Origin of the sequence: Pseudobutyrivibrio xylanivorans, from assembly GCF_008935055.1 — a bacterium.
GTDB classification, from domain to species: domain Bacteria; phylum Bacillota; class Clostridia; order Lachnospirales; family Lachnospiraceae; genus Pseudobutyrivibrio; species Pseudobutyrivibrio xylanivorans_A.
Genome location: NZ_CP043028.1, coordinates 157356 through 180723 on the forward strand (window position 1 = coordinate 157356; position 23368 = coordinate 180723).

Annotated in this window: 17 protein-coding genes and 1 other RNA gene; all 18 read right to left on the reverse strand. The window is 40.9% G+C overall.

From position 1 onward, the window contains the following. Nucleotides 1-2: 2 nt before the first annotated feature. Nucleotides 3-857, reverse strand: coding sequence for a carbohydrate ABC transporter permease (locus FXF36_RS00710; RefSeq protein ID WP_151621999.1), 855 nt, complete (start codon nt 855-857; stop codon nt 3-5). Further along, nucleotides 857-1720 (reverse strand): carbohydrate ABC transporter permease, encoded by an 864-nt coding sequence (locus tag FXF36_RS00715; RefSeq protein ID WP_243143544.1) that lies wholly within the window; start codon nt 1718-1720, stop codon nt 857-859. The genes FXF36_RS00710 and FXF36_RS00715 overlap by 1 nt, the downstream gene beginning before the upstream one ends. Nucleotides 1721-1798: 78 nt before the next feature. Next, nucleotides 1799-3100 carry an ABC transporter substrate-binding protein gene (locus tag FXF36_RS00720; RefSeq protein WP_151622001.1) on the reverse strand — a complete coding sequence of 434 codons (1302 nt, stop codon included), beginning with the start codon at nt 3098-3100 and terminating at the stop codon, nt 1799-1801. Between the two features lie 332 nt (nt 3101-3432). After that, on the reverse strand, nt 3433-3894 hold the full coding sequence (locus FXF36_RS00725; protein WP_151622002.1) for a DUF6465 family protein: 462 nt from the start codon (nt 3892-3894) through the stop codon (nt 3433-3435). Between the two features lie 252 nt (nt 3895-4146). Then, nucleotides 4147-5133 carry a peptidylprolyl isomerase gene (locus FXF36_RS00730; RefSeq protein WP_151622003.1) on the reverse strand — a complete coding sequence of 329 codons (987 nt, stop codon included), beginning with the start codon at nt 5131-5133 and terminating at the stop codon, nt 4147-4149. A gap of 2 nt (nt 5134-5135) precedes the next feature. Further along, the gene (locus FXF36_RS00735; RefSeq protein WP_151622004.1) at nt 5136-5390 is read right to left on the reverse strand and encodes a glyoxalase; all 255 of its coding nucleotides are present in this window, start codon (nt 5388-5390) and stop codon (nt 5136-5138) included. Between the two features lie 138 nt (nt 5391-5528). After that, on the reverse strand, nt 5529-9155 hold the full coding sequence (addA, locus tag FXF36_RS00740) for a helicase-exonuclease AddAB subunit AddA (RefSeq protein ID WP_167511245.1): 3627 nt from the start codon (nt 9153-9155) through the stop codon (nt 5529-5531). Then, nucleotides 9142-12621 carry a PD-(D/E)XK nuclease family protein gene (locus FXF36_RS00745; RefSeq protein ID WP_151622006.1) on the reverse strand — a complete coding sequence of 1160 codons (3480 nt, stop codon included), beginning with the start codon at nt 12619-12621 and terminating at the stop codon, nt 9142-9144. The genes addA and FXF36_RS00745 overlap by 14 nt, the downstream gene beginning before the upstream one ends. 51 nt (nt 12622-12672) lie before the next feature. Further along, nucleotides 12673-14220: an amidohydrolase gene (locus tag FXF36_RS00750; protein WP_151622007.1), complete on the reverse strand. Its 1548-nt coding sequence runs from the start codon at nt 14218-14220 to the stop codon at nt 12673-12675. Nucleotides 14221-14254: 34 nt separating this feature from the next. After that, the gene (locus tag FXF36_RS00755; RefSeq protein WP_151622008.1) at nt 14255-15493 is read right to left on the reverse strand and encodes a 6-phosphofructokinase; all 1239 of its coding nucleotides are present in this window, start codon (nt 15491-15493) and stop codon (nt 14255-14257) included. Nucleotides 15494-15578: 85 nt separating this feature from the next. Further along, complete coding sequence (locus tag FXF36_RS00760) at nt 15579-15842, reverse strand: hypothetical protein (RefSeq protein WP_151622009.1); 264 nt, start codon at nt 15840-15842, stop codon at nt 15579-15581. 26 nt (nt 15843-15868) lie between these two features. Continuing rightward, nucleotides 15869-16402: a phosphatase PAP2 family protein gene (locus tag FXF36_RS00765; RefSeq protein WP_151622010.1), complete on the reverse strand. Its 534-nt coding sequence runs from the start codon at nt 16400-16402 to the stop codon at nt 15869-15871. 3 nt (nt 16403-16405) lie between these two features. After that, nucleotides 16406-16939 carry a CarD family transcriptional regulator gene (locus tag FXF36_RS00770; RefSeq protein ID WP_151622011.1) on the reverse strand — a complete coding sequence of 178 codons (534 nt, stop codon included), beginning with the start codon at nt 16937-16939 and terminating at the stop codon, nt 16406-16408. 199 nt (nt 16940-17138) lie between these two features. Further along, an RNA gene (rnpB, locus tag FXF36_RS00775) (RNase P RNA component class A) lies at nt 17139-17604 on the reverse strand. A gap of 27 nt (nt 17605-17631) precedes the next feature. Then, a complete protein-coding gene (locus FXF36_RS00780; protein WP_151622012.1) occupies nt 17632-19296 on the reverse strand; it encodes a nucleoside kinase in 1665 nt (554 codons plus the stop codon). Nucleotides 19297-19310: 14 nt separating this feature from the next. Beyond that, a complete protein-coding gene (locus tag FXF36_RS00785) occupies nt 19311-20015 on the reverse strand; it encodes a tRNA (adenine(22)-N(1))-methyltransferase (RefSeq protein WP_167511246.1) in 705 nt (234 codons plus the stop codon). 130 nt (nt 20016-20145) lie between these two features. Further along, nucleotides 20146-21246, reverse strand: a complete 1101-nt coding sequence (gene rpoD, locus FXF36_RS00790) for an RNA polymerase sigma factor RpoD (RefSeq protein WP_151625597.1) — start codon at nt 21244-21246, stop codon at nt 20146-20148. Between the two features lie 338 nt (nt 21247-21584). Then, nucleotides 21585-23357: a DNA primase gene (gene dnaG, locus FXF36_RS00795; protein WP_151622014.1), complete on the reverse strand. Its 1773-nt coding sequence runs from the start codon at nt 23355-23357 to the stop codon at nt 21585-21587. Between the last annotated feature and the right edge of the window lie 11 nt (nt 23358-23368).

A 23368-nucleotide genomic window follows, 5' to 3' on the forward strand; every position in this document is an offset into this window, starting at 1 on the left:
CCTTATTTAACTGCCCCAGCAGTAATTCCTTCTACGATATATCTTTGCAGGAACAAATACAAAAGAAGAATAGGAAGCATTGCTAAAAGAAGTGCTGCCATAATCAATCCTGTATCTGTTGAATAGGTGCCGTAGAATACTTTTGTTGCAATAGGAATAGTATATAATTCCTTGCGTCCAAGAACAAGTGATGGAAGGAGATAATCATTCCAAAATGCCATTGCGTCGATAATAGCAACTGTAGCAATTGTTGGCTTCAATATCGGAAATACGATTTGAGAGAAAATCTGCCATTTGTTACATCCATCAATTGTAGCTGCCTCCTCAAGAGAGATAGGCACATTTGTGTGAATACTTCCATGGAACATAAATGTAGCCATTGAAAGTGAAAAACCTATGTGCATGAAAATCAATGTAATTCTATGATTGAGTACACCAAAGATTCCACCATAAAGAGAAACAAGAGGAATCATGAGAACCTGGAATGGAATAACCATTGAAGCAATCATAAGTACAAATAAGATTTTGTTTGCCTTCCAATTATTTCTAACAATAAGATAAGCTGTCATTGATGATAAAATGATAGTTCCGATTGTAGAAAGAATTGTGATGAAAAGTGAATTTCCAAATGAGAGGAAGAAGTTCATCTTCTTTACCGCATTTGGGAAATTTTCCAAGGTAAATCCATGCTTACCGATAAGTGCCAAAGGATTTGCAGTAATATCTGCCTTAACCTTGAACACATTGATGATAACCATTATGAAAGGGAATACAAATGCTATAAACAAAAGTGTAAGGAAAATAATCATAATGGCATGTCTTATTTTTTTGTTGCGAGCTGCCTTTTCGTTTTCCATTATGCCTGCACCTCCCCTTTCTTACCAACGTATACTTGAATTCCACCAATAATTGCACAGATTACGAAGAGGATAAGAGCCTCAGCCTGGCCTGTACCATAATTCTTATTGACGAATGCCTGATTGTACACATGCATAGCTGCAAGTGCTGAGCTACCGTAAGGATCGCCATTTGTCAATGAAAGGTTAACATCGTAAACCATGAAGCATCTTGTGATTGTAAGGAACAAGCACTGAACAAATGATGCTGTCATAAGTGGAATTGATATGTGAATGATTGACTGTGTTCCTGTACAGCCATCAATTTTTGCCGCCTCAATAACATCTTCTGAAACGCTCATGAAACCTGCAACATAGATAAGCATCATATAACCAGCGTACTGCCAAACAGATACGATGATAAGTGCTGCTATCGCCCCTGTTTCTGTTGCAAGGAGTGACTTAGCCTGGCCTGATGAGATAGAGCCTGCCAACGAAACCAAAGCTTTATTGAATACAAACTTCCAAACATAACCGAGTACGATACCACCGATAAGGTTTGGAACAAAGAAACCTGCTCTAAAGAAATTCTGACCTTTGATACCACTTGTAACCATGTAAGCGATAATGAAGGCCACCGCATTTACCAAAATTACAGCGATTGCTGAATAGATAAATGTACGTCCAAGAGATGTCCAGTATCCAGCGTCTGCAAACGCATTTACGTAGTTGGTAATTCCAACAAATGGTTTGCTACGAGATACACCATCCCAGCTTGTAAATGTAAGGTATAAACCATAAATAAAAGGTATGATTACAACGCAAGCGAAAATCACTGTGGATACACCTGCAAAAAGCAAATACTGCTTTAATTTGTAGCTCATTGTATTTGTTTTCATATTATTCCCTTTCATATATTAGGGCCTTAGGTTATCCCAAGGCCCTATCATGTCAATTAAGGATTAGTGAGCAATAGGAGTTGCTGTCTTGAAGTAGTCAGTAACTTCCTTTGCTACCTCTGCTCTATCAATAGCCTCGTCAAGATACTTCTGCATAATCTCCTGTCCAACAACTGTCATGTGATCATCTGGAAGATAGTTGTAGTTAGGGATAAGATTGTTTGCATCAGCGTAGTTCTTAACTGAAAGTGAAAGTGGGTCAAGTGCTGAAGCATCGATATTATCAAATGCTGGAACAAGTGCACACTTCTCTGTAAGGAATGTATTTCCTTCAGCATCGTTTACAAGCCAGTTAAGGAAATCAAGTGCAGCCTGTCTCTGCTCCTCAGATGTTGCATCAGAGCTATCAACGAAGATGTACTTAGAACCACCACCAACAAGCTTTCCATTAGAACCATCTGTTGTGTTCTGTGGAACTGGCATCATGCCAAGGTGCTCTGTGTAGTCATACTGGTTGATTACTGACCAATCCCAGTTACCACCAAACATGAAAGCGATATCGCCCTGAGCAAGCTTCATAGATGTCTCTTCACGATCAGCATTTGAAGCAGAACCCTTAGCGTAGTTGTACTTAACAAGTGTCTCAAATGTATCCATAAGCTCGTTGTACTTCTGATTTCCAGCAAGGTCCTCTGTACCAGCAAGAAGTCCGTTTACATAAGCATCTGGATCAGCCTGCTCCTCATAAACCATTGGGAACCAGTGAGCTCCAAGTGACCAGTACTCTGAAAGAATACCTACTGGCTGCTCCATGCCACCAGCTACGAGCTTATCAAGAAGTGCCTGGAAATCATCAAGTGTTGCAACAGATGATGGATCAAAAGCTTCGCCTGTAACCTTCTCGATTGCGTCAGCGTTGTAAATAATTCCTCTAGCCTCTACGCAGAATGGGAAACCTGCGAGCTTATTATTAACTGTGATACCAAGTGTTGTATGACTAGCCCAATCCTGACCTGAAAGATCATAAGCATAATCATCTGCAAGTGAGTAAATATCCTTTGCATCTACCATTGTAATTGTGTATGGATCGTTTGATGCATACTTTGTAGCAACCTGAGATGCAACTGTTGTATCTGTATCAGCATTATATACTTCAACGTGAACACCCTTTGCTGCTTCGTACTCCTCAGCCATCTCCTCGAACTGAGTCTGAATCTCTGTCTTAGAGTTAAGGATTGTGATTGAAACCCCTGTGCTCTCTGCCTTCTCACCTGATGAAGCTGCTCCTCCATCAGAACCACCACATGCTACAAGTGAAGCTGACATAGCAGCTACCATTGCAAGTGACACTAACTTCTTCTTCATTACAATTAACCCTCCTTCAAAAATAGGTTGTGTGTTGTTTATGTGAAGATATTATCATTGCTATGTGATTGTGTCAATCGGTTGACATACGATTTATTGTGTAAAATACTAGATTTGTGAATAGAATGCAAAAATAATATAGTGAATTTGTGTAAATTTACTACAATGTTTGAGTACATTTGATTGTTTTTGAGTATTTAGGGTAATCCTGTAGATATTCTTTTAACGGGTGTATGTCATACGAATGACATACACCCGTTAAAAAAGGTCATATCGTATATACGATATGACCATACGTTACAACAATAAAATTTACTTCTCAAAAATAATAATTAAAGATCTACTGAACCAACACTGTCCTTATTAGCAACGTAATAAATCTTACGCTCTTCTGGCTTGATATAGATGCTAAGCTCTTCAAGTGTCTTGCCCTTGTAGTCTTTCTTGAAAGCAGCCTGTGCCTTCTTTAAGCAATCAGCCTCTGAGAACTCAAGTCCCTGATACTGAATAACTGCTGAAGTAGAAACTGCCTTCTTAGCCTTTGCAGCTGTCTTCTTAACTGTCTTTGTTGCAGCCTTCTTTGCTGTAGTAGCTTTCTTTGTAGCTGTCTTCTTAGCAGCTGTCGCAGTCTTCTTTGCTGCTGTAGCTTCTTTCTTAACTTCTTCTACTGCTTTCTTAGTAGCCTCTGTTGTACTAGCGACTGCTGCCTTTACAGTTGATGCTGCAGATGCAGCTGATTTTTTAACATCTTCAACTGTAACTTTTGCACTAGCGCTCTTTACATTAGTAACCATTTTTCACCCTCCTATTTGAGTAATAAATTCTTTGTTTTTTTATTTAAAACATATTATAGTCATTCTCTATTTTAATTGCTAGTCTATTGGTGTAATTTTCTACCAAATTAACAATAAAACCAAATATATAAATTCTTTTTATGATAATTTTACATCAAAAGAATCACTATTCTTAATAAAAAGAAAAAAATTATTATTCGTATGAACTTTATTACGAATAATAACTTTTATTTTTTTTGAAATTATGAAGCCTTATAAATTGTCGTTTAAGGTTTTAAAAAATGATGCAGATGTGAGTTCAGAAACATCCTCTGGGAATGAAATTTCATCCCATAATTTAGTATTCATATCAGAGAAATATCTCTCCTCTAAATCAGTAACAATATCATTCAAAACCTGCTTTCTTCTATTATCGATTATGACCTGTTTATTTGCTTCAGAAAGCTCTTCATTATACTTATCCAAACACTGGAAAAAGTAGTAACCACCATCTGCAGAAATTGCAGTTGAAACTTCATCTGTATCAAGATTGAAAACTACCTTATCAACCTCGTCTGGGTACTCTCCACGAGCAAATGTAACCTGGTAAGAATCAAGCTCTGTATAAGTGGACGCAAGACGTTCAAATGTATATCCATAATCAATCATGCCTTGGATTTCATTTGCCTTTTCCTTATCGGAGACAAACAAAACAAATGCTTCCATAACACGGGATTCATCTTCTGAAACTTCCTCATCAACTGAGTCCATTAAGCTTCTATATACCTTCATTGCTAGAACGTATTTTTCATACATTGCAGCAATGTCTTTTTTGCTTGCACCGGTGAAAGATTTTTCTGCAGAATTAAGTGAAGAATAATATTCCTTTGCTGCATCCTGGCATGCTTTTTGCTCAGTCTCTGTCAGTACAATTTCATGTTCCTCTGCGTAGAGATTTAAAACAAAAACACGTGTTAAATGTTCCATTGTTAAATCCTTGATGGAACCAGTCATTGTGTCGGTATCAAAATCCTCTGTCCAAAGGTTCACACCATCAACTGAACCATAGATATTTTTTTCGTTTAAAAGATATGTAAGTGCTTCTTTCTTTGAGCACTTCATATCACCGATTTTAAACACTGTATTTCGGCCACTATTAGTGTCAAAATAAACAGTTTTATCATTATATGTGCAGCCAGAAAAAGAAATTGAAATTGCACCCACTAAAAGTGCTGCACAGATTTTTTTGTAAAGCTTCATTCCTATCCCTCTACTATCAAATATCTTCCATCACCAATCGCAAAGACTTCCTCTGCAGAGAGGATTTCATCCTCTGTCATACCAGTGGTATCCATGGCATCTTCAAGATATTCAAGGACTTCTTTTTTATTCTTGCAAACAACAGCACAGACATCCTCAAGGAATTCTGCGGCTTCCTGCTCATCTTCTGCAACCTTCTCTGGGAAGAGCTTAAGCTGGTCCTTTAAAAATACTTCTATTACTTTCTTATCATACATGATCTAATTCTCCTAATCCGGCGGTTACAGCTACAAGCCTTAGTGTTTCTCCGCTCAGCTTAGAATGCGCTTGAGAAACCTAAGAGCTTGCTGCCTACCGCCTCATTTAAAAATATAAGCTATTATGTGAACTACATCTTATAAAGGTATCGCTTTATCCAACGCAAACGAGTAGATTACAACTTCCTTTACTGGAACGTTGTATGCTTTTTCGATTGCGGATTTGTAAAGCTGTAATTGCTTCTCATATCTTAGCACTAATTCCTGGTCTTCGTCCACTCTATCAGTCTTATAATCCAAAAGAACTATACCGTCATTTTCCTCGAAATACACATCGATTATTCCTTGGACAAGAATCATTTCATCACTGGCAATTTCATCACCAAAAAGACTATCTGCATTGCTGCCAAAGACGAATGGTTTTTCCTTATAAAGTTTTCCATTAAGTGCCGCATCAGACATGCGCTTTGCAATAGGTGAATTAATAAACGTAATGAGCTTCTTATATCTGATTCGATTTTGTTCTTCCTCAGAAAGGCTGCCTACTGATTTCATATAATCAAGCTGCTCTGAAAAAGAGTTTGCAAAATCCTCTCTTGCAAAGTCAAAACACTCCATAAATCTGTGCATGGCAGTTCCATAAAGAGCACCTGCTGGAACAGAAGATTTCTCTTCTCCCTCATCTTTTTCTAACGCTTCCATATCACGTCTTCGGATGAAGGCAGGTACATAGCTTGCGTCCTCATTATGAATGAATGCTGGCGCTGCATCAGCCTCAAATTCAAAGGCCTCTTCCATGGCCTGATGCTTAATTTCCGATACCGAATATTTACTCTTATATTTGCTATCCAAGGCATTTGGATAATTATAAGATAACGTATTTACGATAATGTTATCCTCATCCTTATTTGCTCTTGCTGCTGTCACAAGTGCATTGATTCTATCCCTAGTATCCTTTTTAAGAATCTCTTTTTTCACATCATCTATAAAAAGATCTGCGCAGTCCACAATCCTGATTGGAACCTGAGATTTTGAAGTCCTGATTGCCCTTATAATAAGCTCTATAATAGTGCTCGCCTTTTCCTTTGTAAGATAGTCAAGCACTCCAGAAGACGGCTTGTAGCTTTCAATAATATCAGGCACTGATAGCTTTGTGGTAGGCTTTATGCTTGCCGTTATTATAAGCTTGTCCACAGGACGAGTAAGTGCAACATAATATTTTCTAAAGAGCTCTCCCTTATCATAAGCATTTGCCTTTATTCGAAGAAAGTTGAAAAAGGCTGTTGAGCGCTCAATTCTGGTTTCTGGATTTTTATATTTAAGTGCAATACCAAAATCTCTATCCACAGAAAAACTATCGGTATTATTACGACCTGACGAGCCACAGCCGCAGACAAACACTATCGGAAATTCCAGACCTTTACTCTTATGAATAGTCATGATTCTGACTGCATCATCATTCTCTCCCACTGTTTTGGCAAGGCCTAAATCCTCATCATAGGTTTTCAATCCTTCGATATAGGCAACAAATCTGGAGAGCCCCTTGTAACTGGTACTCTCAAAAGCAACAGCCTCATCAACCAGCTTGTTCAGGTTGGCAGCAGCCATCTTTCCCATCGGAAGTGCGCTGACATATGTACCATACCCTGTTTCCTCTAAAACTGACTCAAGCAGCTCGTGAATAGGGGTATCAATTGCCATATCACGATACCGGTTAAGAATTCGTATAAACGAATTGATATCCTGCGCCTGATGATTTTTGCTGTAATCCAAAAGGGACGCATATAACGACTCACCTTGTCCACCTGCCTTTATCTGTGCCAGACGATTCGACGTAAATTTAAACATCGGCGAATGTAAAACAGCAGCCAACGGAATATCATTAAATGGATTGTCGATAACCATCAGCATGGATAAAACCGTTTCAATTTCCTCACGTTCAAAGAAGCCTTTTTCCTCGGCAACATAAGCAGGAATTCCGCTTTCCTTAAGTGCATTTATAAAATTGGTAGCATGACCTGACACTGCGTTCATCAAAATAACAACGTCCGAATATTTCATAGGGCGAAGCTGACGCTCGTCGTCCACCTTTGTGCTAACCTGAAAATTATCCTGCATAAGCTCCTTGATGCGCTTGGCAACAACCAGAGCCTCTAACGTATCCTTATTATCTATTTCAAGCTCAGCCATATCCTGAGGATTTTGTGTGGCTATAATAATTTCTGACTGATAATCTAAGGTGTTCCCCTTAAAAGTTTTATCTCCAACCTTTAGGGCTGCCTTTTCATCGTAGCGTACGCCTCCCATATCCTCCTGCATCAATGGTTCAAAAACCTCATTGCAGAAATTTAGAACCTCGCCTCGGCTTCGGAAATTATTATCTAGATCAATTCTGATTGAGCCAGTAGAACCATCACTTGGATAGGAAGAAAGCTTATCAATAAACAGCTGTGGGCTGGCCTGTCTAAATGCATAAATCGACTGCTTAACATCACCTACTGTAAAATAATTATCACCTGAGCAAACTGCTGTCAAAATCTGTTCCTGTAGCTCATTTGAATCCTGATACTCGTCAACCATTACCTCTTTAAAATGGTTTGAAAGTTCAATTGCTACAGGGCGTCGCTCATGCTCCTTTGAATCCTTATTTCGAAGGATTTCAAGAGCCATGTGCTCGATATCATTAAAGCTGAAAATATTTTTCTTTGATTTTTCAGCGAAAAGGCGATTGGTATATTCCTTTGAAAAATGAATCAGCGCCTTCGCCTGTCTTCCAATAAACTGAATTGAGGCAAGCATTTCTTCAAGATTTTCTGAATAAAAATCTGAAGCCAAGTCATTTAACATCGGCTTATAATCGTTGGTCCTAAAATCCTTTGCCATTTCAAGCTCCTCAGCACTAAGGCTTGAATCCTTAGTTGAACGAGGGAAAGTTGAAAAAGATAAATTTGAAAACACCTGGTATTTTTCTTTAAAGGTTTCTGCTTCCAGAATCCTAAGCATCTGGTTTAACTCATTATTGAATAGCTCCTTATCTTTTGAGCCGCAGTCTTCATCATAGAGAGAAACTATATTAGAAAGCTTCTCTGAAAGCTGCCCTACAATAAGATTCGTCCTTTCTAAAATACACTTGATAAATTCCGAAGATGCCAACTCCTCTTCAGTATTAATATCGTATATACGAAGTGCGTCATCATACCACTCATCAACCCAAGGGAAGCTTGTGGCCTTATCGTGAAGTGAGGTAACCATCTCTTTCAGAGCACCAGTTTTACGACCTGTGATATAAGCATCAGCCAAAAGCTTGAAATCCTCGTCACCAGACTCTAAGCTTTCTGAAAGAAGGTCTGTAAAAACCTCGTCCTCAAGCATACGAAGTTCACCTGTGGTTGCAATTCGAAATGATGGGTCCCGGTCTATCTCATAGAAATAGTTCTTCACAACCCAGTTACAAAAACTATCAATGGTTCGAATATGAGCACCATGAATAAGGGTTGCCTGGGCTCTGATTCGAAGATCAGAGCTGTTCTTTGCAACGGCCTCGTCAATGGCAACTCGGATTCTATCCTTCATCTCTGCCGCAGCAGCATTGGTGAAGGTCACCACCAAAATTCTATCTACATCTATTCCATTTTTCTCATCTAATATTTCTGAAATAATTCGCTTAACTAATACAAAGGTTTTACCTGAGCCAGCCGCAGCGCTAACAAGCATATTTTTGTGTCTTGTATCACGAACTAATTCCTGTTCTTTAGTCAGCCCCACTGCTCTCATCTCCTTCCTGATTATTATCTGGATTCATTGCATCCTTCATAAGTTGGATTATCACAGAATTTTCTCCAAGCTTATTAATCTTTTTTACAGAAAAGCCCTCTGCATTTTCATCAAAATGACAAACGCTCTTAAAGCTACAGTATTCGCAGGCATCCACCGAGCCAAGCTTTACAGGCTCACAATCAAACTCACCTGCTATGATTTTCCCAGCCGTATTTGCGGCAGAATAAAAGCCATAATCAATGACAGTCTGCATATCCTCCCGACTTACTACCTTTGAGCGCTTGGACAGTTCTCCCTTGGTTGTCACGCCGTAAGGAACAATAGCTGAAGTCTTAACCTGACCATCTTCCAGTCCAACTGTTGAATCATTGGCGCGCAAATCCGACTCCTCTGAAGAGAGAAGCCCATTCATTTTATTTAGAGTAAGACGCTTCTCCTTCGTATCAGATGGGCTGTCCCCCTCACCGCTAAGATATTTATCTGTCATCTCGTAATAAAGCATTGCTGAAGGGTGTAATGTAGCATTTGGATATTTATCCTTCAGCTTGTTCAGCACAACTCCCATATAAATTGGAAGCTGCATTGATATACCATAATAGCACTCCTCAAGGCTGAGCTCGCGACCGCTTGATTTGTAATCAATAATACGAACAGCTTTATCAACCGAATCTGTTAAATCAATTCTATCCACCTTGCCCTTAAGGTTTGCCATAACCTCACCCGTTTCAAAATCCTTAATTTCAGAATCAATTCTTTCTTCAAAAAAGGCAGGTTCAAACTCACCACGACTAACCTGAGTTGTGATGACCTCAACAGTTCTCTTAAGTGTGGTCTTCATCGTATTTACGATATAGCGCTGAGTGCTATCCTCAAGGGTTCCAACCTTTGGCATAGAATCTATGGTCTGACCAATGGCAAGGTCGATATATGCATTACGCTCATCAGCTGATAATGATTTCCAGGTTCTTTCATCTTCTTTAATTCTGTCAGAATAGCGCTGCAAAGCCTCATGGCAGAAATTTCCCAAGTCAATGCTGGAAAGCTCAAACTTTTCTCTTTCCTGAAGCTGCATAATATATGTAAGGAAATATTTGTAGGCACACTCATTGTACAGTTCAAATCGTGAAACCGAACCTGATACAGTCTCATCTTCATTGAAGGCTTCATTAACAGCATCCATAATGTCAGCAGAAACCGTTTCCTTATTGTGAACATAAAATGCTGCATCAATGATGGAATCTATGTCCACCTCTGAATCATTTACTGCCCAGGAAAGCAGCTGTTCAAAAACACGAAGCTCGTCTTCTGAAAGACTATCCATGCCAAGGAAAACTGCATTTTTCAAAAGCTCAATTAAATAGTCCACAGCACTCTTCTTCGAAAGGAGCCTGACTGACATATTGAAATCCTCGATTTCCTTCATGGTAACTTCTGGAAACATCTTGGTTAGAATTCCAATTAAATACGAGGGGTTCACTGCAGCGCCACTTGCATCTACACGAGGCATTGTGATATATAGCTTCTGATTTGGTTTTGTAAGCATCAGATAGAGATAAAATCTCTGACGGAAATTCTTCTGTCTGTCTGATGGTGCAAGCTCAAAACCGGCTTCCAAAAGCTGCTCTCTCTCAAGCTGAGAAAGGATACCTCCGTTCTCTACCTTTTTAGGGATGGCATTATCAGAGGCCCCCATACAAAATAGAACCTTGATATTTGAAAGCCTGGTACGCTCAATATCACCCACAATGACACTATCATTTGCAGGCGGAATAACACCGATTGTAGCAGCAGAAAGTCCAGCCTTGAAGACATCCTTGAACTCCTCCAGATCCATCACCTCATCATCCAGGATGGAAACCATCTTATCAAGCACATTCATGATGACATGATAAATTTGGCTATACTCTTTTGCCTTTACTGCATTGTCACTATCCTCATAGATTTCCTGACGGGCTGAAATTTTATTTTCAAAATCAAATGCGACGATAAAATCATAGAGAGCAGTAGCGATTTCACGCACTGTTGTCGTCTTTGAAATAGCTCTGTCAAAAGCTTCAAAAGGCTCAATGAATCTGCTTCGAATTTCATTAACCCGAAGCATATCCTCATCCTCTGAAAAACTGTTTGCGCGAATAGCAAATGGATGGAAGTATTTATTCTTTCCACGAATACCTGTTGCAAGAAGATAATTATCAACAAAATCTATCTCTTCAAAAGATAAATCCGTAAGACCTGCCCTAAGGAATCTAACCACATCCTCTCGTCTGAAATTTCTGTTGAAAATATCAAACAGAGCATCGATAGCCTCAGACATTGGATGGAACAAAATCTCGGTCTTAGTGTCAATGAAATATGGAATATCATATTCCTTCCAAATTCCAGTCAAAAGATATCTATATTGTTCCAAATCTGGCGCAACCACAGCAATGTCCTTGTAATGCATACCACCTCGAACAAGCTGATTGATAGTGATAGCAATATTTCTAAGCTCCTCTCGAGGACTGCGGAGGCTAATAATTTCCAACGAATCGGCTGCATTCATCCCATCATAAACAACTTTTTTATTTCTAAAAATATTTCGCTCTAAAAATTTAAGTGGTTCATTCTCAGAAAGCCAGCCACTCTCATCAGAGATAATCACAGGCTCGTTAATCTCAACCTTTGCCTTTTTGGCAAGACCTGTCATCTTCAGGGCGAACTCTGAGGACATGGCAAAAAGCTCATCATCTGGCTTTTGCTCCAATAATGAATCCGACTCATCTGCTGTGATTGTGACAGCCACCTCATCACATAGCTTTAGCATATGCTCAACAAGCTGATACTGAATTGGCGTGAATCCAGTAAAGCCATCCAATACTACTGTCGAACCAAGCACAATTTCCGAGTTATCAAGCATAGAATTTAGCATTGAAAGAATCGACTCGGTAGTAACATATTTTCCATCAATGAAATCAAGAAACGCCTGATACAAAACCAACAAATCTGAGGCTCTGCGCTTGAAACTCTGGGACATAACCGGTGTATCAATCATATCTTTCAGTCGCTCTGGAGTAATGTTGTACTGTGTAAGCTCTGAAATTAGTGACTTCACCTGAGTGATATAAGTGATGCGGGTTATATTATTTCTGAGGGTAGTCATCTCATTCAAATGGTTATTTACCAGCTTTCGAATGACAAGAGCCTTTCCCGTATCATCAAGGACGCCGTGAACTGCCGCACCAAGCTCCTCAAATACACGATAAGCCAAGCGATTAAAGGACAAAACATCAATATTCATGATACAGTGATTTGGGTGCATAGATACCAGCAGACGCTGGGTTGACATTGTATACTGTTCAGGAACAATCACCAAAAAATTTTTATCTTTGTTGGCAATTGATTCCTGAATTATTCTATTGTAAATGGACGTGGATTTGCCACTTCCAGAACTTCCGATAACAAGTGATAACGACATAAATTCTCCTAAAGAAAATAACACCCTCCCTTTTCAGGGAGGGATAAATATTTATTGTGGAAACATTCCTCGAAGCATGGTTGCCATGGAACCGGTACGTGACCGTTTATATGGCTTACCCTTCAGATAAAGTTCCAAGACGTTTATTGTCTTCAATTCCTCAACTGGAATTTCGTAAGGATTCTTGTCTAATACGACAAGATCGCAGCTCTTACCCATTTCCAGGGTGCCTCGTTCCTTCTCATCGAAGCACGAGAAAGCTCCGTTGTATGTAGCCATTCGAAAGGCTTCGTAAACTGAAACCGACTGCTCAGGATTCTTGTTGTTGCATGCATCATGAATCCACATTACAGGGTTCGGGTCTGAGGCTGGTGCATCAGAATTAAAGCAAACCTTAACTCCAAGCTCAGAAATTGTCTTCAGAGGATTAATACGCTGCGCTCTTTCCTTTGAAAGAATTGACTCAACGAAACCATAAACTCCATCGATGTGCGAAAGTAACGAAGGCTGTACCGAAATCATGATGTTGTACTTTGCACAGGTCTTTAATGCGCTCTCCGATGGAAGACATCCATGGATAATAATATGCCTGTGGTCATAGCGAGGGTAATCCTCAAGTGCCATCGCAATTGAATTAACAGCCTGTTCAAATGCCGCATCACCAACAGCGTGAAGAGCTATCTGATAACCAGCTCTGTTGGCATTTATACAGAATTTTTGAACATCAGCGTCACTGAAAAATGAAACACCTTTATTATTTATTGTAATGTAGTCTTCGTTCAATGACGCATCTTTGTTTGCGAAGGTACCATCAAGATTTCCAAAGACTACTCGAGTCATATCCTTCTTGGAAATCTTATCAACATTTGAGCATTGGTAAGCTACCTTGACCTGCATACCATTATCAAGACCTTTGGCAACTGAGCGCTCCATATCGAAATCATAATCACGAATGAAGCCCATTCCGCTGGCAGAACAGATAAGTCCTATGCCTTTGCTGGCAAGGAAATCTGAAGTCTCGACCATGGAATCAATCACCTTTTTGGTAGACATGCCATGGGTAATGAACTCGCATGCAGATAAAAATGCCTCCTGCTTTAACTCACCTGTCTCAGGATTGTAGCCTCTCAGGTTTGATACCTTGGATTTGATAGCATCCATGAATAAACTATTGGCAACACCCGAATGTGCATCATGCTTGATAATGAAAGCTGGCTTATCTGGGCACGACATATCCATCTGCTCACGTAAAATCAAGTGTCCCTCGGAAACCGCAAACTCAGTAGCACCAAAACCAACAATAATATTCTCTCTGGTATTGTTTGCGTATGCACGTAGCTGCTCTAAAATCTTAGCATTCGAATCCGTATCATTGATAGGAAACATCTTGTGCAGAACAGAAAAACCAGAATAATGCATATGTGTATCAGCAAATGCTGGAACAAGCACATTATCTCCAAGCTCAATTGGTGGCACAACCTCGTACTGAGTAGGAAGCTTCTTGCCGATGTAGGCAATTCTTCCCTCTCGTTCAACCAAATAATTGGCTATAGTATTGTTCTCGTCGCAAGTAATAATCGTTCCATGAAATACCTGCATATGATCCCCTCCGAAATCAAATGTTTAGAACATCCTACTTTTTGGTAGGACGAATAATATGTCTTGGGATACCGTCTACCATGATAGGTGAAACATCTCCCTGAATAAGTGGTCTAACATAAGTGATGAATGCTTCAGTTACGTATGAACCATCATGTGTAATCCAGTTACGTGGAACAAGCTTTTCATCATTGGCAATCTTGTGAACATCCTTTACCTCTGTTCCACACTGATATGGATCATCAGAATGGCGGATGAGTGTAACCATCTTTCCAGTATCGCCCTCATCAGCAGCAAGAACTGCGGCACCACCTACCTGATAGGCCTCAAGGATATCGATACGAGATGCAAGATGTGAGCCTGCACGCTGAAGTGTTGAAAGCTCGATTGCTCTAGTTTTACAGCCAAGCTCTGCGCCAATGTAATTGCAAAGGTAAGCTGCTGTTCCTGTAAGCTGCTTGTGGTTGAAAGCATCTACAAACTCATTGTTGTGAGCGTACTCGCAGACATATTTACCTTCCTTAGTATGAATACCTTCAGAAATACATACGACAACTGATGGCTGTGTCTTAAGGAGTTTCTCAACACGCTCCTTGAATTTCTCAATATCAAATGGAACCTCTGGCAGATAAATCAAATCTGGGCCATCACAATCCTCGCCCTTTGCAAGAATAGAGGCACCTGTAAGCCAGCCTGCATTACGTCCCATAATCTCTACGATAGTAACAAGTCCCTTGCTATACTCAAGGCAAAAGCTATCGCGGATAATCTCCTTTACAGAGGTACCGATATATTTAGCTGCGCTACCAAATCCTGGTGTATGATCGGTGAGAGCCAGGTCATTATCGATAGTCTTTGGGCAACCGATAAACCTGATCTGAGAGCCAGTTAAGATGGCGTAATCAGAAAGTTTTTTGATAGTGTCCATGGAATCATTTCCACCAATGTAAATCAGAGCTTCAATCTCTAATTTGTTGAGAATTTCAAAGATTTTTTCGTAGGTGCTCATGTCCTCGTGAATTTCAGGTAACTTAAAGCGGCATGAGCCCAAATATGCTGCTGGTGTTCTTTTAAGAAGCTCTACATCCAAATCATTTTTGATGTAATCGGAAAGATCAATGTATTTCTCTTCCATGAGTCCCTTAATACCGTTTAACATTCCGTAGACTTTACCAGCGCCACGGTCTTTTGCTGTCCTGATAACTCCTGCTAAAGAGGAGTTGATTGCGGCGGTCGGTCCGCCTGATTGTCCCACAATTACGTTTCCAGTCATTACATTTTACCTCCCAATTCTTTTGTTACATTATATTTTTTAGTCATTCACCCACAAATTGTTGCAAACAACTATAATGCCAAAACTAATCGTCATCCTCCGGCAAGCCTTTGATATGGCTGGCAATAATGTCACATAAGCACCAAATAGCCCCGCCGACTGTCGATGCAATAAAAATCTTTATGACATTTACAAGCAACATTCCCGCCGAAAGTGTACCTGCAGTAAAACCTGTAACTAACCAATAAACTGAGCGCACGAACAGTACATAGCCACCTATGTACAGCCCCAAAACCGTGCCAAGAATGCTAAACAACACAGCAAGCGCTCTTTTTGCATTCTTCTTCATAAATTTTCTCCGGTAATTATTTATATCTAAAATGGTAGCATAATAAGACCAAAAACGCCACAAAAAATCCAATAGCATATGGTAGCAACAAGAAATGCCATTGCTGCGCCTGCTACAACGTCCTTGATAAAATGAACTCCACCTACCACGCGAATCACAGCAAGGGCCACGCCAAGTACTAAAAGAACGATTCCTATTACTGTACTCACCTGAAAATAAGTGAAAGCCACCATAAAAATCGAAAAAACATGCCTGCTAGGAAAGCTTTTTCCTTTTGTATCCTTTTTCAAGGCTGGGACAAAATTATAGGCCTCGTAAGGTCTTGGAGAACTGATTACCTTTCTGAAAAAACTGACAAGGGCAAAAGACACCCCTGGAACTAAAAGACACCTGTAAAGCAGAGTTCCTCCACTGACAGGAATGATGTAGAGACAATAGGCAAGAAGGCCTACGTAAAATAAAACTGTAATATAAGTAATGGCCTTGTCCAGCACATTTAAGGCTGTAACAAGACCATTATTATCTTTTATTCTAGCTGATAAATTCGAGTATGAAATCATAAATTAAGCGCCAATCAAAACAGACTGAAGAGAATGATGCTTTACTGCATCCTCAAACATATTCTGAACTGACTGGATATCCTTTCCCATGGAAAATGCCATTTCCTCATATAGCTTGCGACCTGCAACGCTCAGTACCTTTTCATCTAAGGCCATGACCTTCTTTCCAGATTCGATACGCTGCCACTTTCTGATGAGGACAGTCTTTACCACTCTGGCAAGAGCCTCTGGTGTAAAATCACCCATGACCTCCTTGAAACGTTCCTGAAGCATTCTGTCATTTGGCTCATGAATACATTCGATATTGTCAATATTATCGAGTATCTGGGAGAATCTTGTCTGGTCTGCTACCGGACGAAGTCTAACGGTTGAACCAATAGTTGGAGTAAAAACTTTTGCCCCTGCCTTAAATACAGGTGACATGCAGTAGTAGGTCTTTTTTGAACCTTTGCCCATAAGCTCCATGTCATCGATATCCTCAATCTGACACACACCACTTGCCTCATGAACTAAAAAATCGCCTACCTGATATTCCATTTTTCACCATCCTTACTAAAACAAAAACAACACGTAAACCACAACTCCATTCTCCCGCATAATCTGCTTTCATTATACCACGAAAAAAACTTTTAAGACACAAAAAGTTCACATTCGTTAATAATATACACAGGTTCGTGTGTTTTGCGTTGTCATTTAGTGAAAAATCACAATATAGTCTGACACTTTCCAGTGAATAAAAAAAGGCCCGACTGTGAGCCGGGTTATGTCATTTAAAGTAGTCATCTATCTAGGACTGCTGTTGCCAACAGCCTCAAGCGTTCAACCTGGTGCTGGCGGGCCGCGTACGCACCTCTTAGAACTTGCTTCGGATGGGGTTTACATGGCTACCGCTGTTACCAGCGGTACGGTGGTCTCTTACACCGCCTTTCCACCCTTACTCAAATGAGCGGTCCCTCGAAAAGTTACACTTTTCTCGGTACGGGCTGTCGCCCAGTACAGCTGCAATAATACACAGATACTCAAGCAAGCTTGAATCTGTGCATTATTACAGCCATACTCCGCTCATAGCTGAGCGGTATATCTCTGTTGCACTATCCTTGGAGTTACCTCCACCGGCCGTTAGCCGGCATCCTTGCCCTGTGAAGCCCGGACTTTCCTCTCCTCCACCATTACAATGAAGCAGCGACTACTCATCGGACCTTATTTAACTGTTTTATAGCATCCTAATTCTACAGGATGCATGAACCTCCAATGAACTCTCTAACCAGTGAATTATTTGGAATTACATCTGGTGCCATTGGAATGAAATAATCCAAAAGCTTAATCAAGCGCTTGGCCTCCGCATACATTGGGTGGTCAGGCTCGATAGCATAAAGCATTGGGTCGACATATAATTTTAGCACAGCCATTTCATAAATCAAGGCTGTATTGAATATATAATCAGCCTTTTCCTGGAATGGGAAGATATTCTTCTCCTCTCCACGACGAACTGAGTCCCACATAGCTATAGTCTCTGCCGCTGTAGTGGCTCTTGTTCTGGCATCTCTAACAATTCGACGAATCAATCGACCGTCTGCTGTAGATAGTGGATTGTGCTCATCAATGGAAAGCTGGGTCAAAGCAGAAAGATAAATCTTGTACTTAGACTCTGCTGGAAGGGACGCACTCATTCTGTCGTTGAGGCCGTGAATTCCTTCAATGACAAGAATATCATTCTTGCCCAACTGCATGTAATGGTCATTGTACTCTCTTCTACCAATTTTAAAGTTAAAGTTTGGCAAAAGAACACGCTCTCCATTAAGGAGCTTCACCATGCATTCGTTGAAATATGGAATATCCAAGCCTTCAATAGCCTCAAAATCCTTCTCACCATACTCATCAATTGGCATCTTATCTCTGTCTAAATAGAAATCATCCAATGGAAGGGGATGTGGCACACAGCCTAAGGCTCTAAGGTGAGCTGACAGCTTGTGTGAGAAGGTCGTCTTTCCTGATGAAGAAGGACCTGCCATCATGACAAACTTAACATCCTTGTTGGCTGCAATTGTGCGAGCCAAATCGCCAATGTTGCGCTCCATAATAGCCTCCTGTGAAAGGACGATATCACGAATTCTTCCATTGGCTATAGCCTCATTCAAGGCTCCAACTGTTGGAACGCCCATGGTCTGGCCAAACTCTGAAGCAGCCTGCTGTACACTAAAAAGCTTCATAGGCTTTTTGAATTCTGCTACCTCGCGAGTGTCAATTCCTGGCAGACTTCCGTCAGGATACATGAGCATAAAGCCATTTTCAAACTTCAGTAAATCAAAATACTGAAGATATTTAGTGGATGGAACCATGTAACCATAGAAATAGTCAATGCATCCATCCAAATCATATACATTAATATTCGAGCTTGTGCGGTATTTTAAAAGCTGTTCCTTGTCCTTCATATTGAAGCTATGGAACATCTCCTTTGCCTGAGTAGTCTTGATGGAATATTTCTTTAGTGGAATATTCTTGTCCACTAAATCAAGCATAACCCTTTTTAGCTCTTTCAAATCCTCTTCGGTGACCTCTCCTACACCTTCCAAGGTGCAGAAATCGCCCTGTCCAAGAGAATGTTCAACCCTAAGATATGGATTTGCCGGCAATGGATAAACATCCATAAGGGCACGCTGAAGAAGGAAAACAACGCTTCGTCTGTATGCTCTGCGTCCATCCTTGTCAGCTGTTGTAAGAAACTCCAAATCGGCAACGCCGGTAACAGCCTTGTTCAACTCTGTGAGGCTTCCCTTGTACTTTGCAAGGACGATATCGTCTTTAAAATCAGCCTTGTGTTTTTCGGCGATATCCAAAAGTCGTGTGCCTTCCTCGTAGGTTTCTTCATTGCCATTAATGATTACTTTTGCCATAGCACCTTCTCCTCCTACAGTGAATTTTTAATTTGAGTTATTATTTCAAGCTTTTCTTTAAGTTCCTGACAGCGAGCCATTGTAGCCTCTGTTGATGGAACTCCCCCATTTTCAAGCTTGTTAATAATTGAGCTGTATTCACTTTCATTTTTGTCTAAAAGCGTATGTAAAAGCTGTGGCGCCTTTTCGATTATCACTGGACCGTATTCAAGCTGCGCAGATGAATAAGACAAACGCTTGGCATTGTCTGATTCATAGTGAAGCTTGATGATAGGATAAATCTTATTTTCCTCTGAGATTAAGTCTTCATCATCAATCACGAAGCCGGCATCCATAAGGAAGCTTCTAAGTTCATAGTACTCAGACTGTGGCTCTATAACGAGACAGCTGGCACTTTTTGCAACCTGGAGTCCTGCCCTGATAATACGAGCGATAAGTGCACCACCCATGCCACAAATGCATATGACATCAGCCTCATCTCCTGAAAGCTTGGCAAGACCATCCGATAAACGAAGATCTGCCTGTGCTTCAAAGCCAGCCGCCTGGATATTTTCGCGTGCCTTACTGAGAGGGCCCTTGTTTACATCCATTGGGATAACCTTTTTTGCGACTCCATTTTCCAGAAGTGCGATGCTGAGGTAACCGTGGTCACAGCCAACATCTGCAACAGTTTCACAATGAGGAATCATGTCATATACAATTTGTAATCTTGGTGACAATTTTATCATTAAAATATGTTCTTTTCTTGTTTCATTTCTAAGGAAAAACTGCCATTATAATTGCCTTCGGCAATGGGCAGTTCTTGAGCATAATAAAATCCTTCACTATTGTTCGGATTTTATCATGCGATTACTGATCCAAGTAATCCTTTAATTTTCTACTACGGCTAGGGTGACGAAGCTTTCTAAGAGCCTTCGCCTCGATCTGACGAATACGCTCACGAGTAACGTTGAACTCCTTACCTACCTCTTCAAGTGTGCGAGCCTTGCCATCCTCAAGACCAAATCTAAGGATAAGAACTCTCTGCTCACGCTCTGTAAGTGTATCAAGCACCTCGTGGAGCTGCTCTTTCAAAAGTGTGAAAGTAGCTGCCTCTGCTGGCACTGGTACATTTTCATCTGGAAGGAAGTCTCCAAGGTGGCTGTCTTCCTCCTCACCGATAGGTGTCTCAAGTGAAACTGGCTCCTGAGAAATCTTAAGAATCTCATGAACTCTGTCTACTGTGATGCCCATAGCTGCAGCGATTTCCTCTGGAGTCGGTTCGCGGCCATACTCCTGAAGTAACTGACGAGAAACTCTGATGAGCTTGTTGATAGTTTCAACCATATGTACAGGAATACGAATTGTACGAGCCTGATCAGCGATAGCACGTGTGATAGCCTGACGAATCCACCATGTAGCATATGTAGAGAACTTGTAACCCTTTGTATAATCGAACTTCTCAACAGCCTTCATAAGACCAAGGTTACCTTCCTGAATCAAATCAAGGAAAAGCATACCACGGCCAACGTAACGCTTTGCAATAGAAACAACAAGACGAAGGTTTGCCTCAGCAAGCTTGTTCTTAGCTTCCTGATCACCATTCTCCATGCGCTTTGCAAGCTCAACCTCTTCATCAGCAGAAAGAAGTGGTACCTTACCGATTTCCTTAAGGTACATACGAACCGGATCCTCAATGCTGACTGAGTCAGGCACTGACATATCGATATCTTCTAAATCCTCGTCATTGCTAGCAAGTAAAAGTGCATCAGATGGACCAGATGAGAAGTTTACATCGATACCCTTCTTGTCAAGGTGAGTAAGGATGCGCTCCATCTGCTTTGCATCGATTTTGTAATCCTTTAAGAACTCAGAAATTTCGTAGTCTTCAAGGATGTTCTTCTGTGTCTTAGCAATTTTGATAAGCTCTGCAATCTTTGAATCGAGCTCATCGCTTCCGAATGTATCGATGTCGTCATCCTCATCGTCATCCAAATCGTCATCGATAGATGTCTTTGCTCCAACTGAAGCAAGGAATTCATCAACATCATCATCCTCTTCTGTCTCGTCAATGTTGTCGAAATCATGCTCGTTGAACTCAAGATCCTCAACAGAGATTTCCTCAAGGTCGCCAAAATCAACGTCCTTGTCCTCTACCTCGGCATCATCAACGTCATCCACATCTTCCTCTGCTTCAGCAAGAAATGCCTCCGCAGCAGCATTTAAGTCTCCGCTTTCGATTAACTCATCAACTTTCTTTTTTGCCATTTTTAATCCTTTCCATGTAAAAAATCTTGATAGGTAAAAAACTAACCAAGTGAAATGTCTAAACGCTCAAGGCGTTGTAGTGTCTTCTTGCCCTCCACCAGGCTTTTAAAATCCGCTCCATTTTTCTGAGCCAGCTCCAGGGAGTTCTTTTTTATTCTAAGCAGGGTCTCCTTAAGAGCCTTGCTAAGATCACTATTGTCTGTAAGTTCGCCAACTGTGGTGTTAAACAATGCCGCAACTGTCTTGCGGTCCTCGTCATCCATGAATAAATCGACGATTCGTGCGGTGTCTACAGGAGTGTTTTCATCACAATATTTGAAAACCTCATACGCAACTGTTCGATAAACGCCATCTTCAAAATCCGCTGGATCAACGTATGGCCTTATCTTTGTATATATGGTAGGTGTCTCAACAATCCATGTCAAAAGCAACCTCTGAGACATCTTCATTCCATCATCTTTAGGCTTAATTGCACGCCTATGCTCTGTCTGCTGCCCGCTGTCGCGCTTCGCAGTGATTCCTGACTGGCCAAGCTCCAAAATATATTTCGAAAGAGCAGCCTTTGGAATTCCAAACCTGTCCGCCACAGACTCTGTGTAATTTTCCCTCTCAAGCTGAGTTGGAAATTCCAGAACAATCATCCGCGCCGCTTCTTTTTGGAAGTCCGACTTCTTTTCAGGATCAGTCATATCGTAATTGTTCTGTAGCATGCGAATCTGATACATGAAGCTGTTTTCAGCATTCTGAATTCGCTTTTCATATTCCTCGGCTCCCAGGTTCTTGATGAACTCATCAGGGTCCTTGTAAGGCGACATGTTGATAACCCTGCAGGAAATTCCCGCATTCTTCAATATAGGAATTGCTCGAAGTGCAGCCTTCTGACCTGCGCCGTCGGAATCATAGCTAAGGTAAACATCCTTTACATAGCGCTTCAGAATTCCTGCGTGCCCCTCTGTCAGAGCAGTTCCAAGGGAAGCAACCGCATTATCAAAGCCTGCCTGGTGTAGGGAAATAACATCCATATAGCCTTCGCATAGTATAAACTGCTGCCGCCTTGTCTTTCTGGCGAAATATAGCCCAAACAGAGTCTTTGATTTGTTGAAAATCTCTGTCTCTGGTGAGTTCAGATATTTCGGCTCTCCATCACCCATAACACGTCCACCAAAGGCAACAACCTTGCCATTGGCATCAAAGATTGGAAACATCGCACGATTCCAGAACTTGTCATGGCCGCCTCGTTTCTCATCGATAGTGATAAGGCCGCAATCCTTCAGAATATCATCCTCGTATCCCTTTCCCTTCAGATATTTATATAGGGAATCGGAATACTTGCTGGTGCAACCCAATCCAAACCTGTGCATAGTATCAGGAGTGAGCTCACGCTTTGTGAAATACTCCATCGCCTGCTTACCTGCATCAGAACGAAGCATCTTATAATAGTAGGCCGCCGCTTCTTTATTAATTTCAAAAAGACGGCTACGCCTGTCGGCTCGCAGGCGTTCCTGATAGGTCATCTCTCGCTGAGGCAAGGTGACACCGGCCTTTCCAGCCAGTTCCTCCACAGCCTCCTTGAAGGTCATATTCTCATAGTTCATTAGGAAGCTGAAAACATTACCGCCTGCGCCACAACCAAAGCAATAATACATCTGCTTCTGAGGGCTTACAGAGAATGAACCTGTTTTCTCATTATGAAAGGGACAAAGTCCAAAATACTGACTGCCCTTTTTTTGTAAATTAACATAGTGTGAAATGACATCGACAATATCTGACCGCGAGCGGACCTCCTCAACGATGTCGTCTGAATAATAAGGCATTTATTCTCCCG

Coding starts and splice junctions, on each gene's coding strand:
- FXF36_RS00710 (WP_151621999.1), bottom strand. CDS start 857: ATGGAAAACGAAAAGGCAGCTCGCAACAAAAAAATAAGACATGCCATT.
- FXF36_RS00715 (WP_243143544.1), bottom strand. CDS start 1,720: ATGAGCTACAAATTAAAGCAGTATTTGCTTTTTGCAGGTGTATCCACA.
- FXF36_RS00720 (WP_151622001.1), bottom strand. CDS start 3,100: ATGAAGAAGAAGTTAGTGTCACTTGCAATGGTAGCTGCTATGTCAGCT.
- FXF36_RS00725 (WP_151622002.1), bottom strand. CDS start 3,894: ATGGTTACTAATGTAAAGAGCGCTAGTGCAAAAGTTACAGTTGAAGAT.
- FXF36_RS00730 (WP_151622003.1), bottom strand. CDS start 5,133: ATGAAGCTTTACAAAAAAATCTGTGCAGCACTTTTAGTGGGTGCAATT.
- FXF36_RS00735 (WP_151622004.1), bottom strand. CDS start 5,390: ATGTATGATAAGAAAGTAATAGAAGTATTTTTAAAGGACCAGCTTAAG.
- FXF36_RS00745 (WP_151622006.1), bottom strand. CDS start 12,621: ATGTCGTTATCACTTGTTATCGGAAGTTCTGGAAGTGGCAAATCCACG.
- FXF36_RS00750 (WP_151622007.1), bottom strand. CDS start 14,220: ATGCAGGTATTTCATGGAACGATTATTACTTGCGACGAGAACAATACT.
- FXF36_RS00755 (WP_151622008.1), bottom strand. CDS start 15,493: ATGACTGGAAACGTAATTGTGGGACAATCAGGCGGACCGACCGCCGCA.
- FXF36_RS00760 (WP_151622009.1), bottom strand. CDS start 15,842: ATGAAGAAGAATGCAAAAAGAGCGCTTGCTGTGTTGTTTAGCATTCTT.
- FXF36_RS00765 (WP_151622010.1), bottom strand. CDS start 16,402: ATGATTTCATACTCGAATTTATCAGCTAGAATAAAAGATAATAATGGT.
- FXF36_RS00770 (WP_151622011.1), bottom strand. CDS start 16,939: ATGGAATATCAGGTAGGCGATTTTTTAGTTCATGAGGCAAGTGGTGTG.
- FXF36_RS00780 (WP_151622012.1), bottom strand. CDS start 19,296: ATGGCAAAAGTAATCATTAATGGCAATGAAGAAACCTACGAGGAAGGC.
- dnaG (WP_151622014.1), bottom strand. CDS start 23,357: ATGCCTTATTATTCAGACGACATCGTTGAGGAGGTCCGCTCGCGGTCA.